General features: G+C 71.8%; 12 protein-coding genes. 4 read left to right on the top strand and 8 right to left on the bottom strand.

The genetic code is table 11. The features are described from left to right. Nucleotides 1–95 precede the first annotated feature (95 nt). From Sri02f_RS03335 to iolC, 6 genes are all read right to left on the bottom strand, one after another. Complete coding sequence (locus Sri02f_RS03335) at nucleotides 96–1,493, bottom strand: APC family permease (RefSeq protein ID WP_108999535.1); 1,398 nt, start codon at nucleotides 1,491–1,493, stop codon at nucleotides 96–98. A gap of 255 nt (nucleotides 1,494–1,748) precedes the next feature. After that, complete coding sequence (mmsA, locus tag Sri02f_RS03340; protein WP_108999536.1) at nucleotides 1,749–3,251, bottom strand: CoA-acylating methylmalonate-semialdehyde dehydrogenase; 1,503 nt, start codon at nucleotides 3,249–3,251, stop codon at nucleotides 1,749–1,751. 14 nt (nucleotides 3,252–3,265) lie between these two features. Continuing rightward, complete coding sequence (gene iolD, locus Sri02f_RS03345) at nucleotides 3,266–5,143, bottom strand: 3D-(3,5/4)-trihydroxycyclohexane-1,2-dione acylhydrolase (decyclizing) (protein ID WP_108999537.1); 1,878 nt, start codon at nucleotides 5,141–5,143, stop codon at nucleotides 3,266–3,268. Further along, nucleotides 5,140–5,970, bottom strand: a complete 831-nt coding sequence (gene iolB, locus Sri02f_RS03350) for a 5-deoxy-glucuronate isomerase (protein WP_108999538.1) — start codon at nucleotides 5,968–5,970, stop codon at nucleotides 5,140–5,142. The genes iolD and iolB overlap by 4 nt, the downstream gene beginning before the upstream one ends. A gap of 7 nt (nucleotides 5,971–5,977) precedes the next feature. After that, complete coding sequence (locus Sri02f_RS03355) at nucleotides 5,978–6,871, bottom strand: Cgl0159 family (beta/alpha)8-fold protein (RefSeq protein ID WP_108999539.1); 894 nt, start codon at nucleotides 6,869–6,871, stop codon at nucleotides 5,978–5,980. After that, the gene (gene iolC / locus Sri02f_RS03360) at nucleotides 6,868–7,836 is read right to left on the bottom strand and encodes a 5-dehydro-2-deoxygluconokinase (RefSeq protein WP_108999540.1); all 969 of its coding nucleotides are present in this window, start codon (nucleotides 7,834–7,836) and stop codon (nucleotides 6,868–6,870) included. Before iolC ends, Sri02f_RS03355 begins: the two co-directional genes overlap by 4 nt. A 176-nt stretch (nucleotides 7,837–8,012) precedes the next feature. Here iolC and Sri02f_RS03365 point away from each other — a divergent pair, with 176 nt between their 5' ends. Beyond that, a complete protein-coding gene (locus tag Sri02f_RS03365) occupies nucleotides 8,013–8,930 on the top strand; it encodes a sugar phosphate isomerase/epimerase family protein (protein WP_108999541.1) in 918 nt (305 codons plus the stop codon). A gap of 317 nt (nucleotides 8,931–9,247) precedes the next feature. Beyond that, nucleotides 9,248–9,448 (top strand): helix-turn-helix transcriptional regulator, encoded by a 201-nt coding sequence (locus tag Sri02f_RS03370; protein WP_108999542.1) that lies wholly within the window; start codon nucleotides 9,248–9,250, stop codon nucleotides 9,446–9,448. Between the two features lie 103 nt (nucleotides 9,449–9,551). On the opposite strand, the gene Sri02f_RS03375 is transcribed toward Sri02f_RS03370, so the two are convergent. Continuing rightward, nucleotides 9,552–10,595, bottom strand: coding sequence for a zinc-dependent alcohol dehydrogenase family protein (locus Sri02f_RS03375; RefSeq protein WP_108999543.1), 1,044 nt, complete (start codon nucleotides 10,593–10,595; stop codon nucleotides 9,552–9,554). Between the two features lie 202 nt (nucleotides 10,596–10,797). Here Sri02f_RS03375 and Sri02f_RS03380 point away from each other — a divergent pair, with 202 nt between their 5' ends. Both Sri02f_RS03380 and Sri02f_RS03385 read left to right on the top strand, forming a co-directional pair. After that, nucleotides 10,798–11,037: a heavy-metal-associated domain-containing protein gene (locus Sri02f_RS03380; protein WP_108999544.1), complete on the top strand. Its 240-nt coding sequence runs from the start codon at nucleotides 10,798–10,800 to the stop codon at nucleotides 11,035–11,037. 140 nt (nucleotides 11,038–11,177) lie between these two features. Next, nucleotides 11,178–13,454: a heavy metal translocating P-type ATPase gene (locus tag Sri02f_RS03385; RefSeq protein WP_108999545.1), complete on the top strand. Its 2,277-nt coding sequence runs from the start codon at nucleotides 11,178–11,180 to the stop codon at nucleotides 13,452–13,454. 889 nt (nucleotides 13,455–14,343) lie between these two features. Here the strand turns inward: Sri02f_RS03385 and Sri02f_RS03390 are convergent. Beyond that, nucleotides 14,344–15,642, bottom strand: coding sequence for a citrate synthase (locus Sri02f_RS03390; RefSeq protein ID WP_108999546.1), 1,299 nt, complete (start codon nucleotides 15,640–15,642; stop codon nucleotides 14,344–14,346). Between the last annotated feature and the right edge of the window lie 193 nt (nucleotides 15,643–15,835).

The raw sequence follows: 15,835 nt of genomic DNA on the forward strand, positions 1-15,835 counted from the left end.
CTGTCAGGGAGCGCTCGACCGTGGGCCGAATCCGCCCCCCTCCCGGCGGCGTACGCGGCGGCCCCGGCGTACCGCGGACGCGGTATGCCGGAAGGTCAGTCGCGGGCGTCCTCGGGGAGGGAGACCAGCCAGCGGGTGTCGCGGCGCGGGCGGAGGTAGAGGGCCCAGTAGAGGGTGGCGACGGCGGTGATGCCGCCGGTCCACAGGAGATAGCCCGTCTCCTGCTGGGTGAGGATGTAGCCGAGGACGGCGATCAGCAGGGCGGGCAGGACCGGCCACAGGGGCATGCGCCAGGCGGAGGTGTGCCGGTGGTGGCCGCGGCGGGAGAGCAGCGCGGCGACGGCGACGAGCAGGTACATCCCGGTCACCGAGACCCCGGTGACGCCGTAGAGGGTGTCCAGGTTCACGAAGCAGAGCAGCGCGCCGGGGACGCCGACGGCCAGGGTGGCCACCCAGGGGGAGCCGAAGCGGCCGAGCTTGGAGAAGACGTCGTTGACGGGCTGGGGCCAGGCCTTGTCGCGGGCGGAGGCGAACAGGACCCGGGAGTTCTGGATGACCATGACGATGCCGGCGTTGATGATCGCGAGCGCCACGCAGAGGCTGACGAAGGCGCCGACCGCGGAGTCGGACCAGGCGGTCACCATGGAGCCGATGTCGCCGCCGGTGAGCTGGGAGAGGTCGGAGGCGCCGAGGGTGATGGCGACGACCGGGACCAGGATGATCACCGTGGAGATGGCGAGGGTGGCCAGGACCGTGCGGGCGACGTTGCGGCGCGGGTGCTCCAGCTCCTCGGAGAGGTAGACGGCGGTCGAGAAGCCCTGGGTGACGAAGAGGGCGATGGCCAGGCCGGAGACGACCAGCATGGCGGTCACGGCGTCGGTGCGCCCGTGCGCGCCGGCGACCTGCATCGAGACGAGGCTGCCCGCGCCGCGGTGGCTGTGGGCGAAGCCCAGGACGGCCACGACGGCGGCCGCGATGACCTCCAGGACCAGGAAGACGCCGGTGATCCAGGCGTTGGCGCGCAGGTCGAGCAGACCGGCGAGGGTGGCGAGCAGCATGACGCCGGCGCCCGCGAGGGCGGGGTCCAGATGGACGAGCGGGGCGAGGTAGTCGGCCGTGCCCATGGCGATCACCGGCGGGACGATCATGACGACGAGGAGGGAGAGGACGAAGACCAGCCAGCCGGCGAGCCGTCCGGCCAGCGTCGACACCATGGCGTACTCGCCGCCCGCGCTGGGGATGAGGGTGCCCAGCTCCGAGTAGCAGAACGCCACGGCGACGCAGAGCAGCGAGCCGATCGCGATCGTGAGGGCGGTCGCGGTGCCGAGCGAGCCGAACAGGTCCGGGACGACGACGAACAGGGTGGAGGCGGGGGTGACGCAGGAGAGGGTCAGAAGGGTGCCGCCGACGACTCCGATGGAGCGCTTGAGCTTCTGGGGACTGTCGGGCGCCTGAGGGAGGGCGGCCTCGACGGGGCGGAGCGTGTCGGTCATGCGGCGATTCCGATCGACTCGTGCGGATGCCTCCGGCGGCTGTGATGGTGCTGCATGGAACCCCGACGAAAACCGGTGCGTCAATAGGTGTTCACCTACGGAATCCGTAGGTGAGTGGCAGTTTTTGCTGCGCTTACGGTCGTCCACGGCCAGTGGGCGCTGCGACTCGGGGCGTGCTGGAACCGCAGGCCTGACGCCGAAAAAAACGGGAAGCCGTCCGGAGTCCGGACGGCTTCACCAGGAAGGGCGGGTCGGTCAGTGGTTGCGGGGGAAGCCCAGGTCGACTCCGCCGGGGCCGTCCGCCGGGTCGGGCCAGCGGGTGGTGACGACCTTGCCGCGGGTGTAGAAGTGCGTGCCGTCGTTGCCGTAGATGTGGTGGTCGCCGAAGAGCGAGTCCTTCCAGCCGCCGAAGCTGTGGTAGCCCACGGGGACCGGGATCGGGACGTTCACGCCGACCATGCCGGCCTCGATCTCCAGCTGGAAGCGGCGGGCCGCGCCGCCGTCCCGGGTGAAGATCGCGGTGCCGTTGCCGAAGGGGGAGGCGTTGATGAGGGCCACGCCCTCGTCGTAGGTGTCCACGCGCAGCACGCACAGCACCGGGCCGAAGATCTCGTCCCGGTAGGCCTTCGCCGTGGTCGGCACCTTGTCGAGGAGCGAGATGCCGATCCAGTGGCCGTCCTCGTAGCCGTCGACCGTGTGGCCGGTGCCGTCGAGGACGACCTCGGCGCCCTCGGCCGCCGCGCCCGTCACGTACGAGGCCACCTTGTCGCGGTGGACCTTGGTGATCAGCGGGCCCATCTCCGACGTCGGGTCGTTGCCGGGGCCGATCTTGATCTTCTCGGCGCGCTCGCGGATCTTGTCCACCAGCTCGTCGCCGACCGCGCCGACCGCCACCACCGCGGAGATCGCCATGCAGCGCTCGCCGGCCGAGCCGTAGGCGGCGGAGACGGCGGCGTCGGCGGCCGCGTCCAGGTCGGCGTCGGGCAGGACCAGCATGTGGTTCTTCGCCCCGCCCAGGGCCTGCACGCGCTTGCCGTTGGCCGAGGCCGTGGTGTGGATGTAGCGGGCGATCGGGGTCGAGCCGACGAAGGAGACGGCCTTGACGTCCGGGTGCTCCAGCAGGCGGTCGACGGCCACCTTGTCGCCGTGGACGACGTTGAACACGCCGTCGGGCAGACCGGCCTCGGCGAGCAGCTCGGCCAGCTTGACCGCCGCCGACGGGTCCTTCTCGCTCGGCTTCAGCACGAAGGTGTTGCCGGTCGCGATGGCCATCGGGAACATCCACATCGGGACCATCGCCGGGAAGTTGAACGGCGTGATGCCCGCGACGACGCCCAGCGGCTGGCGGATGGACGACACGTCCACGCGGCTGGCCACCTCGGTGGACAGCTCGCCCTTCAGCTGCACGGTGATCCCGCACGCGAGGTCGACGATCTCCAGACCGCGGGCGACCTCGCCGAGCGCGTCGCTGTGCACCTTGCCGTGCTCGGCGGTGATCAGCTCGGCGATCTCGTCCCGGTGCGCGTCCAGCAGCGCCCGGAACTTGAAGAGGATCGTGGTGCGCCTGGCGAGGGACGAGGTGCCCCAGGTGGCGAACGCGTCCTTGGCGGAGGCGACCGCGGCGTCGACCTCGTCGACGGTCGCGAACGCGACCTTGGTGGTGACCGCGCCGGTCGCCGGGTCGGTGACCGGCCCGTACGTACCCGACGTGCCCTCGACGGTCTTGCCGCCGATCCAGTGGTTGACGATCTTCGTCATGACCGAGTGCTCCTTCACAGATGGCGGCGTCGGGTGGAGACGTGCCGTTCGTACAGCTCACGTGCCTTCACCGCGGACGGTCGGGTCGCGGTCTCGGCCACAGGTACATCCCACCAGGCCTGTGCCGGCGGCGGGCCCGACACAGTGTCGGCCGTTTCGGTCTCGACGTAGACACACGTGGGAGTGTCGGCGCGCCGCGCCTCGGCGAGCGCCTCGCGCAGTTCGCGGACGGTCTTCGCGCGCAGCACGCGCATGCCGAGGCTGGCCACGTTCGCGGCCAGGTCGACGGGCAGCGGGGCCCCGGTGAACGTGCCGTCGTCCGCGGTGTAGCGGTAGGCCGTGCCGAACCGCTCGCCGCCCACCGACTCCGAGAGGCCGCCGATCGAGGCGTAGCCGTGGTTCTGCACGAGCAGGATCTTGATCGCGATCCCCTCCTGCACGGCCGTCACGATCTCCGTCGGCATCATCAGATACGTGCCGTCGCCCACCAGCGCCCAGACGTTGCGCTCGGGAGCGGCCAGCTTCACGCCGATCGCGGCCGGGATCTCGTATCCCATGCAGGAGTAGCCGTACTCCAGGTGGTACTGGTCCCGCGAGCGCGCCCGCCACAGTTTGTGCAGGTCGCCGGGGAGGGAGCCGGCCGCGTTGATGATCACGTCCGACTCGTCGACGAGGGCGTCGAGCGCGCCGAGCACCTGCGGCTGCGTGGGGCGCACGTCGGGTTCGTCGGCCTCGTAGCAGGCGTCGACGCGCTGCTCCCAGCGCTCCTTGTCCTCGCCGTACTCGGTGACGTAGGCGTCGGCGACCCGGTGGCCGTGCGAGCGCAGCGCCCCGGTCAGCTCGTCCAGCGCGCTGCGGGCGTCCGCGACCAGCGGGAGGCCGGCGAGCTTGTGGCCGTCGAAGGAGGCGATGTTGAGGTTGAGGAAGCGGACGCCGTCGCCCTGGAACAGGGTGTTGGACGCGGTGGTGAAGTCGGTGTAGCGGGTGCCGACGCCGATGACCAGGTCGGCGGTGCGGGCCAGCTCGTCGGCGGTCGCGGTGCCGGTGTGGCCGACGCCGCCCACGTCCTGGGGGTGGTCGTGGCGCAGTGAGCCCTTGCCGGCCTGGGTGGAGGCGACGGGGATGCCGGTGGCCTCGGCGAAGGCCGCGAGGGCCTCCTCGGCGCGGCTGTGGTGGACTCCGCCGCCCGCGACGACGAGGGGGCGGCGGGCCGCTCGGATCGCCCGGACGGCCTCGGCCAGCTCGGCCGGGTCGGCGGCGGGGCGGCGGACGGTCCAGGTGCGCTCGGCGAAGAACTCGTCGGGCCAGTCGTAGGCCTCGGCCTGGACGTCCTGCGGCAGCGCGAGGGTGACCGCGCCCGTCTCCACCGGGTCGGTGAGGACCCGCATCGCCTGCAGCGCCGCCGGGATCAGGGCCTCGGGGCGGGTGACGCGGTCGAAGTACCTCGACACCGGCCGCAGACAGTCGTTGACGGACACGTCGCCCGCGTAGGGGACCTCGAGCTGCTGGAGCACCGGGTCGGCGACGCGGGTCGCGAAGACGTCGCCGGGCAGCAGCAGGACCGGGAGGTGGTTGACGGTGGCGAGGGCGGCGCCGGTGACCAGGTTGGTCGCGCCGGGGCCGATCGACGTCGTCACCGCGTGGGTGGACAGGCGGTTCGACTGGCGGGCGTAGCCGACGGCCGCGTGCACCATGGACTGCTCGTTGCGGCCCTGGTGGAAGGGCATGTCGTCGCCGTACTCGACCAGCGCCTGACCGAGGCCGGCGACGTTGCCGTGGCCGAAGATGCCCCAGGTCGCGCCGATCAGCCGCTGCCGTACGCCGTCGCGCTCGGTGTGCTGTGCGGCGAGGAAGCGCACCAGCGCCTGGGCCACGGTGAGCCTGGTGGTCATCGGTAACCCCCTTCTGCGTGGGCCGGGTGGAAGCAGATCCGCCACTCGCGGGTCTCGCCGGGACCGGCCATGACGTTGAGGTAGTACATGGCGTGGCCGGGCTGGGCGATCGACGGGCCGTGCCAGCCGTCGGGGACGAGGACGGCGTCGCCGGAGCGGACCTCGGCGAGGACGTCGGAGCCTCCCTCGCGGGAGGGGGACACGCGCTGGTAGCCGAACCCGTGCGGGCCGTCGATCTCGAAGTAGTAGATCTCCTCGAGCTCGGCCTCCTCGCCCGGCCGGTGCTCGTCGTGCTTGTGCGGCGGGTACGAGGACCAGTTGCCGCCGGGGGTGATCACCTCGACGGCGATCAGCTTGTCGCAGTCGAAGGCGTCGGCGGAGGCGAAGTTGCGCACATGGCGCAACTGGCCGCCGCTGCCGCGCTCTTCGACGGGGACCTCCGGCGCGGGGCCGTAGCGGGCGGGGAGTCGTCGCTCGCACTTCGCTCCTGCCAGGGCGAAGCGGCCTCCCGCGCCGGAGGCGATCTGGACCCGGGCGTCGCGGGGAACGTACGCGAAGTCGGAGACCGACGCGAACACCGTTTCCCTGCCCAGGAGTTGAAACTCGTCTTCGTCTGTGCGCACGGTACATCCGCCCGTGAGGGGAAGGACGATCCACTCGCTCTCACCGGTGGTGAAGGTGTGGGTCCCCCCCGGTTCCAGCTCGACGATCCGCAGGCTGCAGTAGCCCCAGCCGGCCCGCTCGGGGTCGATGTCGAGCGTGTAGTGGTCGCCGGCGGTCGTGCCGTGCGGGAGGTACAGGTCGTGGTGCGGCTCCGTGTGCGTCATGCGGCCCTCACAGCAGTCCTACGGCGGTGTCCACGGCGGCGGCGACGTCCCCGTCCGCCGGGTACAGCAGCGAACGGCCGACGACCAGGCCCCGGACGGTGGGCAGTTGCAGCGCCCCGCGCCACTTCTCGTACGCGCCGTCCTGTTCCTCGACGGAGCCGCCGACCTCGCCGCCCAGCAGGACGGCGGGCAGGGTCGAGGTCTCCATGACCTCGGCCATGTCGTCGGGGTTGTCGGTGACCGGGACCTTCAGCCAGGTGTAGGCGGAGGTGCCGCCCAGACCGGAGGCGATGGCGATCGACCGGGTGACGGCCTCGGCGGACAGATCGTTGCCCAGCCTGCCGTCGGGGCCGCGCCGGCTGATGAACGGCTCGACGAAGAGGGGGAGTCTGCGGGCGGCCATGTCGTCGACCGCGCGGGCGGTGGTCTCCAGGGTGGTGAGGGAGCCCGGGTCGTCGTAGTCGATGCGCAGCAGCAGCTTGCCCGCGTCGAAGTTCAGCCGCTCGATGTCCTCGGCCCGGTGGCCGGTGAAGCGGTCGTCGAGCTCGAAGACGGCGCCCTGGAGGCCGCCGCGGTTCATGGACCCCATGACGACCTTGCCGTCGAGGGCGCCCAGCAGCAGGAGGTCGTCGAGGATGTCGGCGGTCGCGAGGACGCCGTCGACGCCGGGCCGGGACAGGGCGAGGCAGAGGCGTTCGAGCAGGTCGGCGCGGTTGGCCATGGCCAGCTTGGCCCCGCCGACGCCGAGCGCGCCGCGGGCCGGGTGGTCGGCGGCGACGATCATCAGCCGGCCGGAGTCGCCCAGCAGCGGTCTGCGCGGGCGGCGGGCGGCGGCCTCGGCGATCGCCTCGGGGTACTGCGTGCGCAGCCGGACGAGTTCGGAGACGTCGACGGTCGTCACAGGACGGCCCCCGCCTCGATCGCCGCTTCCACTTCGGCCGGCGTCGGCATCGCGGAGGAGCACTCCAGCCGGGAGGCGACGATGGCGCCGGCCGCGTTGGCGTGACGCATGATCTTCTCCAGGTCCCAGCCTTCGAGCAGGCCGTGGCAGAGGGAGCCGCCGAACGCGTCACCGGCCCCGAGGCCGTTGAGGACGTCCACCGGCAGCGGCGGGACCTCGGCGGACCCGCCCTTGCTGTCGACGGCGAGCACGCCCTTGGGGCCCTGCTTGACCACGGCGAGCTCGACGCCCGCGTCCAGCAGCGCCTGAGCCGCCGCCCGCGGCTCGCGCACCCCGGTGGCGACCTCCACCTCGTCGAGGTTGCCGACCGCGACCGTGGCGTGTTTCAGCGCCTCGGCGTAGAACGGGCGGGCGGCCTCGGCCGGCGCGCCCCCGGACGGGTCCTTCCAGAACATCGGCCGCCAGTCGAGGTCGAAGACCGTGATGCCGGCCTTCGCCCGGTGGGCGAGGGCGGCCAGGGTCGCGGTGCGGCTGGGCTCCTCGCTCAGGCCGGTGCCGGTGACCCAGAAGACACGGGCCTCGCGGACGGCGTCGAGGTCGAGCTCGTGGGCGTCGATCTCCAGGTCCGGCGCCTTGGGCTGCCGGTAGAAGTACAGCGGGAAGTCGTCCGGCGGGAAGATCTCGCAGAAGGTGACCGGCGTCGGCAGCCCGGGCACGGACGTGACCCAGCGGTCGTCCACGCCGAAGCCGCGCAGGGCCTCGTGCAGATACGTGCCGAAGGGGTCGTCGCCGGTGCGGGAGATCACCGCCGTCTCCCGGCCGAGACGGGCCGCGGCGACGGCCACGTTGGTCGCCGATCCTCCCAGGAACTTCCCGAAGGACGTGACCTGCGGGAGCGGGACGCCCGTCTGCAGCGGATAGAGGTCCACTCCTATCCGCCCCATGGTGATCACGTCGTACGCCATCGAGTTCCCTTCGCATCGGCTCGGCCTCGGAAGACCGTCCACGGCACGTCCGCGGCGCACGTCCCGTATCGGCTCTCACGGCTTTCTAGCCCCGCACGGCGGGCCCTGTCAATGTTTTGTCCAGACATTCGGACCAGCCCTTGACACCCCCAGGACGAGACTTCACGCTGGCGGCCATGACGTCGTTGTCACCTGAGTCCTCACTTTCCCGCATCCGGATCGGATCGGCCCCCGACAGCTGGGGCGTCTGGTTCCCGGACGACCCCGCCCAGGTCCCGTGGCGGCGCTTCCTGGACGAGGTCGCGCAGTCCGGTTACGAGTGGATCGAGCTCGGCCCCTACGGGTACCTGCCGACCGATCCCTCGGTCCTCGCCGAGGAGACGGCCGCGCGCGGCCTGAAGGTGTCGGCGGGCACGGTCTTCACCGGTCTCCACCACGGCGAGGCCGTGTGGGAGAAGACCTGGGCCCACGTCGCGGACAACGCGGCGCTCGCCCAGGCCATGGGGGCGCGCCACCTCGTCGTCATCCCGTCGTTCTGGCGGGACGACAAGACCGGTGACGTGCTGGAACCGGACACGCTGACCCCCGAGCAGTGGCGCAACCTGACCTCGCTGACCGAGCGGCTGGGCAAGGAGGTGCGCGAGCGCTACGGTCTCCGGATCGTCGTCCACCCGCACGCCGACACCCACATCGACAGCGAGGAGAACGTCGTCCGGTTCCTGGACGGCACCGACTCCGACCTGGTCTCGCTGTGCCTGGACACCGGGCACTACGCGTACTGCGGCGGCGACAGCGTCAAGCTGATCGAGACCTACGGCGAGCGCATCGGCTATCTGCACCTCAAGCAGGTCGACCCGCGGATCCTGGCGGACGTGCGGGCCAAGGGGACACCGTTCGGGCCGGCCGTGGCCCAGGGCGTGATGTGCGAACCCCCCACCGGGGTGCCCGCGCTGGGGCCCGTCCTGGAGGCGGCGCAGAAACTGGACGTGGACCTGTTCGCGATCGTCGAGCAGGACATGTACCCGTGCGCGCCGGACACCCCGCTGCCCATCGCGCAGCGGACGCGGGCGTTCCTGCGGTCCTGCGGGGCATAGGGACCTGCCCGGCGCCGCACACGCGCCGAGTGGCGCAGGCGGCACACGTTCCACCCGTGCCGCCTGCGCCACCCGTGCCGCCCGTGCGGAGGGATGACGTCACCTGTGTCGCCTGTGTCACCTGTGTCACAAACACCTCCCTTCTGTCACACATGTCGCGTGTACGCGGGATATCCGTCACCGCCCGTCAACAGCTGATTCCAGCCGGTCACCGAGCGTCGTTCACGGGGCACTGGCTTGGTGATCGCCAGCGCAGCGCCGGGCTCCCCCCGGCGGCCTCCCGGCCGCCGCCCCGCGCGCGCAGGGAGGTGCAGCTCATGACCGACCGAAGGCTCTGGTCCTACAAGGAGATCGCGGCGCACATCAAGGTGCAGCCGGACACCGTACGGTCCTACCGCAAACACGGACTGCTGCCCCCGCCCGACCATGTCGAGGGCGGCAAGCCCTACTGGTACGCCGACACCGTCCGCGCCTGGGTCGCCTCCCGCCCGGGCAACCGGGGACGCGCCCTGGACTGACCCGGGCCGGAGCGCGACCGGCTGTGCCCCGCCGACGCGTGGGGCACAGCGCCACGGGACGACGCGCCCGCGGGCCGCGAGCGGAGCGGGCCGCCCCGGGCGGTCACGCCCACGGCTCGACGACCGTCACCCCCGCGCCCTGCGCCGTGCCCAGCGCCGCCAGCGCGGCCGGCGCGGCGTCCAGCGTGATCGTCGACGTCACCAGGAGGTCGGGGCGCAGCGCCCCCGAGCGGACCAGCGCCAGCATCTCGGGGTAGGCGTGGGCGGCCATGCCGTGGCTGCCCAGGAGCTCCAGTTCCAGGGCGACGGCCCGGGCCAGCGGGACGGGGGTGGAGCCGTCCCGCGACGGCAGCAGCCCGACCTGGACGTGCCGGCCCCGGCGGCGCAGCCCGTTCACGGAGGCGGCGCAGGTGACGGGCGAGCCGAGGGCGTCGAGCGAGAGATGCGCGCCGCCGCCGGTCAGCTCGCGGACCGCCTCCGCCGTGTCCGGCACGCGCGTCGCGTCCACGCACTCCACCGCTCCGAACCGGCGCGCCAGCTCCAGGGCCCGGGGCGAGACGTCCACCGCGACGACCCGCGCCCCGCTCGCCGCCGCGATCATCACCGCCGACAGGCCCACGCCTCCGCAGCCGTGCACCGCCACCCACTCCCCCGCCGCGAGCCGGCCCTGGCGCACGACCGCCCGGAACGCCGTGGCGAACCGGCAGCCGAGAGAGGCTGCGGTGGTGTACGCCATGCCGTCCGGGATCGCGACGAGGTTGACGTCGGCGTGGTCCAGGGCCACGTACTGGGCGAAGGAGCCCCAGTGCGTGAACCCGGGCTGGGTCTGGCGTTCGCACACCTGGTGATCGCCTGCCGCGCAGGACGGGCAGCTGCCGCAGCCGCACACGAAGGGGACGGTGACCCGGTCGCCGGGCTTCCAGCCGGTGACCCGGGGGCCCGCCTCCGTCACCACTCCGGCGAGTTCGTGGCCGGGGACGTGCGGCAGCACGATGTCCGGGTCGTGGCCCATCCAGCCGTGCCAGTCGCTGCGGCACAGGCCGGTGGCCTCGACGCGCACCACCACGCCGTGCTCCGCGGGCCGCGGGTCGGGCGTCTCCCGCACCTCCGCCGGCTCCCCGAACCGCTCGAACACCACAGCCCGCATGCGCCCTCGCCCCACCATCGTCATCGCCGTCGCCTTCGTCCACTTCGCCGAAGATCACCGCGAACGCTAGCCGGGCCCGCCGGTCCTGTTGCCGCCACGCCCGGACCCTCCTTGGATTCATACCCCCTAGGGGTATAGTCTGAAGTAACGGGAGACCCCTCGCGGCCCCGCCCGCCCCACCTGCCTCCACGAGGAGAACGACATGACCGCTCAGACCGACACCCCGGGCTCCGTCACCACCGTCTACAAGGTGAGCGGCATGAGCTGCGGCCACTGCGAGGGCGCCGTCTCCGGCGAGCTCTCGGAGCTCGCCGGCGTCACCTCGGTGAAGGCCGTCGCCTCAGCCGGCGAGGTCACGGTCGTCTCCACCGTCGCGCTCGACGAGGCCGCGGTGCGCGCCGCCGTGGACGAGGCCGGCTTCGAGCTGGCCGGCCGGGCCTGAGTCCCCCCGGCGCCCCTACGGCGCCGCACCCGCGCCGCCACCCCCGCGCGGCCCGGGGAAACCCCTCCTCCACCCGCCGGGCCGTACCGACCAGCTGATACTGGTTCCGTACGGCCCGGCCCGCTTCTTGGAGCACGGACATGACCAGCACCGCCACCACCCCACCGCCGACAGCGCAACCGCCGGGCCCGACCGCCGAGGTGGAACTGATCGTCGGCGGGATGACCTGCGCGTCCTGCGCGGCCCGTGTGGAGAAGAAGCTCAACCGCATGGACGGCGTCACCGCGACGGTCAACTACGCCACGGAGAAGGCGAAGGTCAGCTATCCGGCCGGCGTCGACGTGGCCGACCTCATCGCGACCGTGGTGAAGACCGGGTACACCGCCGAGGCGCCCGCGCCCGAGCCGGTCCGGCAGGACCGGGCCGACGGCGAGGGCGGCGAGGGCGGCCAGGACGCGCCCGCGGATCCCGAGCTCGCGGGACTGCGCCACCGGGTCCTCGTCTCCGCACTGCTCGCCGCGCCGGTCGTCCTGCTCGCGATGATCCCGTCCCTGCAGTTCGACGACTGGCAGTGGCTGTCGCTGACGCTCGCCGCGCCCGTGGTCGTGTGGGGCGGCGCGCCGCTGCACCGGGCCGCCTGGACGAACCTGCGGCACGGCGCGGCCACGATGGACACCCTCGTCTCCGTCGGCACGCTGGCCGCGCTCGGCTGGTCGCTGTGGGCGCTGTTCCTCGGCGACGCCGGCATGCCCGGCATGCGCCACCCGTTCGAGCTCACCGTCTCGCGCACGGACGGCGCCTCGACGATCTATCTGGAGGTCGCCGCCGGCGTCACCGTCTTCATCCTGCTCGGCCGCTACCTGGAAGCCCGCTCCAAGCGGCGCGCGGGGGCGGCGCTGCGGGCGCTGATGGAGCTGGGCGCGAAGGACGTGGCCGTGCTGCGCGGCGGCAAGGAGATAAGGATCCCCGTCGACGGGCTGGCGGTCGGCGACCGGTTCGTCGTACGGCCCGGGGAGAAGATCGCCACCGACGGGACGGTCGTGGAGGGCGTGTCCGCCGTGGACGCCTCGATGCTGACCGGCGAGTCCGTGCCGGCGGACGTCGGGCCGGGCGACGCCGTCACGGGCGCGACCGTGAACGCCGGCGGCCGGCTCGTCGTCGAGGCCGCCCGGATCGGCGCGGACACCCGGCTCGCCCGTATGGCGCGGCTGGTCGAGGAGGCGCAGAACGGCAAGGCCCAGGTCCAGCGGCTGGCCGACCGGATCTCCGGGATCTTCGTGCCGGTGGTGCTGCTGATCGCGGTCGCCGTCTTCGGCGGCTGGCTCCTCGCGACGGGCGACACGGTCGCCGCGTTCACGTCGGCCGTCGCGGTCCTGATCATCGCCTGCCCGTGCGCGCTCGGCCTCGCCACGCCCACCGCGCTGATGGTGGGCACCGGGCGCGGCGCCCAGCTCGGCATCCTCATCAAGGGCCCGGAGGTCCTGGAGTCCACGCGCCGCGTCGACACGGTCGTCCTGGACAAGACCGGGACCGTCACCACCGGCCGGATGACCCTGCAGGACGTGTGGACCGCCGACGGCGTGGACGAGCGGGAGCTGCTGCGGCTGGCGGGCGCCCTGGAGCACGCCTCCGAGCATCCGGTCGCCCGGGCGGTGGCGGCGGGCGCCGAGGAGAGGATCGGCGGGCTGCCGGCGGCCGAGCGCTTCGAGAACGTGCCCGGGCGGGGGGTGCGCGGGCACGTGGAGGGCCGCGAGGTGGCCGTCGGGCGCCTCTTCGAGTCCGTCCCGCAGGAGCTGGCTCGCGCCGTGGACGCGGCCGAGCAGGCGGGCCGCACGGCCGTCGTCGTCGGCTGGGACGGGGAGGCGCGCGGGGTGCTCTCGGTCGCCGACGCGGTCAAGGAGACCAGCGCCGAGGCGGTGCGGGAGCTGCGCGCGCTGGGCCTCACGCCGGTGCTGCTGACCGGGGACAACCAGGTGGTCGCCGAGGCGGTGGCGCAGGCCGTGGGCATCGACCGGGTGATCGCCGGAGTGCTGCCGGAGGACAAGGTCGACGTCGTACGGCGACTGCAGGACGAGGGACGCGTCGTCGCCATGGTCGGGGACGGCGTGAACGACGCGGCCGCGCTCGCCGCCGCCGACCTGGGACTGGCCATGGGCACGGGCACGGACGCGGCGATCGAGGCGAGCGACCTGACGCTGGTGCGCGGGGACCTGCGGGTGGCCGCGGACGCCATCCGCCTGTCGCGGCGGACCCTCGCCACGATCAAGGGCAACCTGGTGTGGGCCTTCGGCTACAACGTGGCCGCGCTGCCGCTGGCCGCGGCGGGGCTGCTGAACCCGATGATCGCGGGGGCGGCGATGGCGTTCTCGTCGGTGTTCGTCGTGACGAACAGTCTGCGGCTGCGCACGTTCACCTGAGACGCGCGGAGATACCGCCGAGTAGGGGCAGGCCTTTGACCTAGACCCCTGGAGTCCTGCGCGAGCCTCACATAAGCTCTTCACAAGGCTCGCGCATCATCCTTACGCTTGGGCCTCGATCGCTGTATCCGGTCTCTTGCGCATTTAACGGACATACGCAAGAGACACAGATCACAGTGATGTGAACGTAACCATCGAAGGGGTTCGAAGGTCTAAGTTGCTGATGTCGGGAAGCGTCTTGGGGGGCGTGACCTGACATCTGAGGATGTCTTGGGGGACGTCCTCGGAGATGCGTTGCCGGGGCAGTACACCGGGAAGCTTTGAGCGGCCCTCCCAGCGTGCGCTGTCCCGGCAGATCGCACACAGCGGTGGTGCGGCGAGTTCTGCTCGTTCTGCTCAACCGCGGGCACGACAACCGAAGATGGTCACACAACAGCGAATTCAGGCGCTGTCCTCACAACGCCCGGCCGGATCCCGTGGGGGGAATCCGCACCGGGACATGGGAAGGCGCCCTGGTCGTCGGCCCGTGGGGGGACCGCCGCCGGGGCGCCTTCCGTATGCCCGCACACAGAACCCCGCAAGGGGCTCCGCCGCCCCGCCCTCGGCGCACCTGAAGCCCTTCGACACACGGCCGCCCGCCCGGACCTCAGAGCCGCCCGGGAGCCCGTCGAAACGCGGCCGAGTGCCACGACCCTCAGGGGCGCGGGGAACTGCGCGACCAGCCCCCACCCACCCGCACCCGACGGCGTACCCCAAGGCCCCCGGCCCCCGGACTTCCGGCCCCCGGACGCACGACTGCCCGGGACCAGGGTCCCGGGCAGTCGGACATCAGGACATGCAGCGCATCACGAGGGGCAACCGGCCGTGACGCGGCCCCCCGCCGGAGGCGTCAGCGCTCCTCGACCGGAACGAAGTCGCGCTCGACGACACCGGTGTAGATCTGGCGCGGGCGGCCGATGCGGGAGCCCGGCTCCTTGATCATCTCGTGCCACTGGGCGATCCAGCCCGGGAGGCGGCCCAGGGCGAACAGGACCGTGAACATCTCGGTCGGGAAGCCCATGGCCCGGTAGATCAGGCCGGTGTAGAAGTCGACGTTCGGGTAGAGGTTGCGCGAGACGAAGTAGTCGTCGGAGAGCGCGTGCTCCTCCAGCTTCAGCGCGATGTCCAGCAGCTCGTCGGACTTGCCGAGGGCCGAGAGGACGTCGTGCGCCGCCGCCTTGATGATCTTGGCGCGGGGGTCGAAGGACTTGTACACCCGGTGGCCGAAGCCCATCAGGCGGACGCCGTCCTCCTTGTTCTTCACCTTGCGGATGAAGGCGTCGACGTCGCCGCCGTTGGCCTGGATGCCCTCCAGCATCTCCAGGACGGACTGGTTGGCGCCGCCGTGCAGCGGGCCCCACAGGGCGTTGATGCCGGCCGAGATCGACGCGAACATGTTCGCCTGGGACGAGCCGACCAGACGGACCGTCGACGTCGAACAGTTCTGCTCGTGGTCGGCGTGCAGGATCAGCAGCTTGTCGAGCGCGGAGACGACGACCGGGTCGAGGTCGTACTCCTGCGCCGGCACCGAGAACGTCATGCGCAGGAAGTTCTCGACGTAGCCGAGGTCGTTGCGCGGGTAGACGAACGGGTGGCCGATCGACTTCTTGTACGCGTACGCCGCGATCGTCGGAAGCTTGGCGAGCAGCCGGATCGTGGAGAGGTTGCGCTGCTTCTCGTCGAACGGGTTGTGGCTGTCCTGGTAGAACGTGGACAGCGCGGAGACCACCGACGACAGCATGGCCATCGGGTGGGCGTCACGCGGGAAGCCCTTGTAGAAGTTCTTGACGTCCTCGTGCAGCAGGGTGTGCTGCGTGATGTCGTTCTGGAAGACGGTGAGCTCGTCGACGGTCGGCAGCTCGCCGTTGATCAGGAGGTAGGCGACCTCGAGGAAGGTCGACCGCTCGGCCAGCTGCTCGATCGGGTAGCCGCGGTACCGGAGGATGCCCTGCTCGCCGTCGAGGTACGTGATGGCGGATTTATAGGCGGCGGTGTTGCCGTAGCCGCTGTCCAGGGTCACCAGACCGGTCTGGGCGCGAAGCTTCCCGATGTCGAAGCCCTTGTCGCCGACGGTGCTGTCGATCACCGGGTAGGTGTACTCGCCGTCGCCGAACCGCAGTACTACAGCGTTGTTGGTGTGCTCGCTCACGTCATCCCTCACCGACGTTGTGCCTCTTCTTCGAGGTTGCCCTGACTGTCTCTACCATCCCCCATTTGGCGCAGGAGAGTGCACTCGGGGTCGACCATTGGGCTCATCGGCGGCACTCAGTGCCGCCAACCAGCTCATCCTGCCGCCTTGGTCACGGTTGGGGAAGTGCTCTGTGACCTTCGTGACTCATTTG

The sequence above is a fragment of the Streptomyces rishiriensis genome, from assembly GCF_003112535.1.
GTDB lineage: Bacteria > Actinomycetota > Actinomycetes > Streptomycetales > Streptomycetaceae > Streptomyces > Streptomyces rishiriensis.

Excerpts from the sequence above, each read along its gene's own strand:
- Sri02f_RS03335 (WP_108999535.1), bottom strand. The coding sequence starts at position 1,493 with ATGACCGACACGCTCCGCCCCGTCGAGGCCGCCCTCCCTCAGGCGCCC.
- mmsA (WP_108999536.1), bottom strand. The coding sequence starts at position 3,251 with ATGACGAAGATCGTCAACCACTGGATCGGCGGCAAGACCGTCGAGGGC.
- iolD (WP_108999537.1), bottom strand. The coding sequence starts at position 5,143 with ATGACCACCAGGCTCACCGTGGCCCAGGCGCTGGTGCGCTTCCTCGCC.
- iolB (WP_108999538.1), bottom strand. The coding sequence starts at position 5,970 with ATGACGCACACGGAGCCGCACCACGACCTGTACCTCCCGCACGGCACG.
- iolC (WP_108999540.1), bottom strand. The coding sequence starts at position 7,836 with ATGGCGTACGACGTGATCACCATGGGGCGGATAGGAGTGGACCTCTAT.
- Sri02f_RS03365 (WP_108999541.1), top strand. The coding sequence starts at position 8,013 with ATGACGTCGTTGTCACCTGAGTCCTCACTTTCCCGCATCCGGATCGGA.
- Sri02f_RS03370 (WP_108999542.1), top strand. The coding sequence starts at position 9,248 with ATGACCGACCGAAGGCTCTGGTCCTACAAGGAGATCGCGGCGCACATC.
- Sri02f_RS03375 (WP_108999543.1), bottom strand. The coding sequence starts at position 10,595 with ATGCGGGCTGTGGTGTTCGAGCGGTTCGGGGAGCCGGCGGAGGTGCGG.
- Sri02f_RS03380 (WP_108999544.1), top strand. The coding sequence starts at position 10,798 with ATGACCGCTCAGACCGACACCCCGGGCTCCGTCACCACCGTCTACAAG.
- Sri02f_RS03385 (WP_108999545.1), top strand. The coding sequence starts at position 11,178 with ATGACCAGCACCGCCACCACCCCACCGCCGACAGCGCAACCGCCGGGC.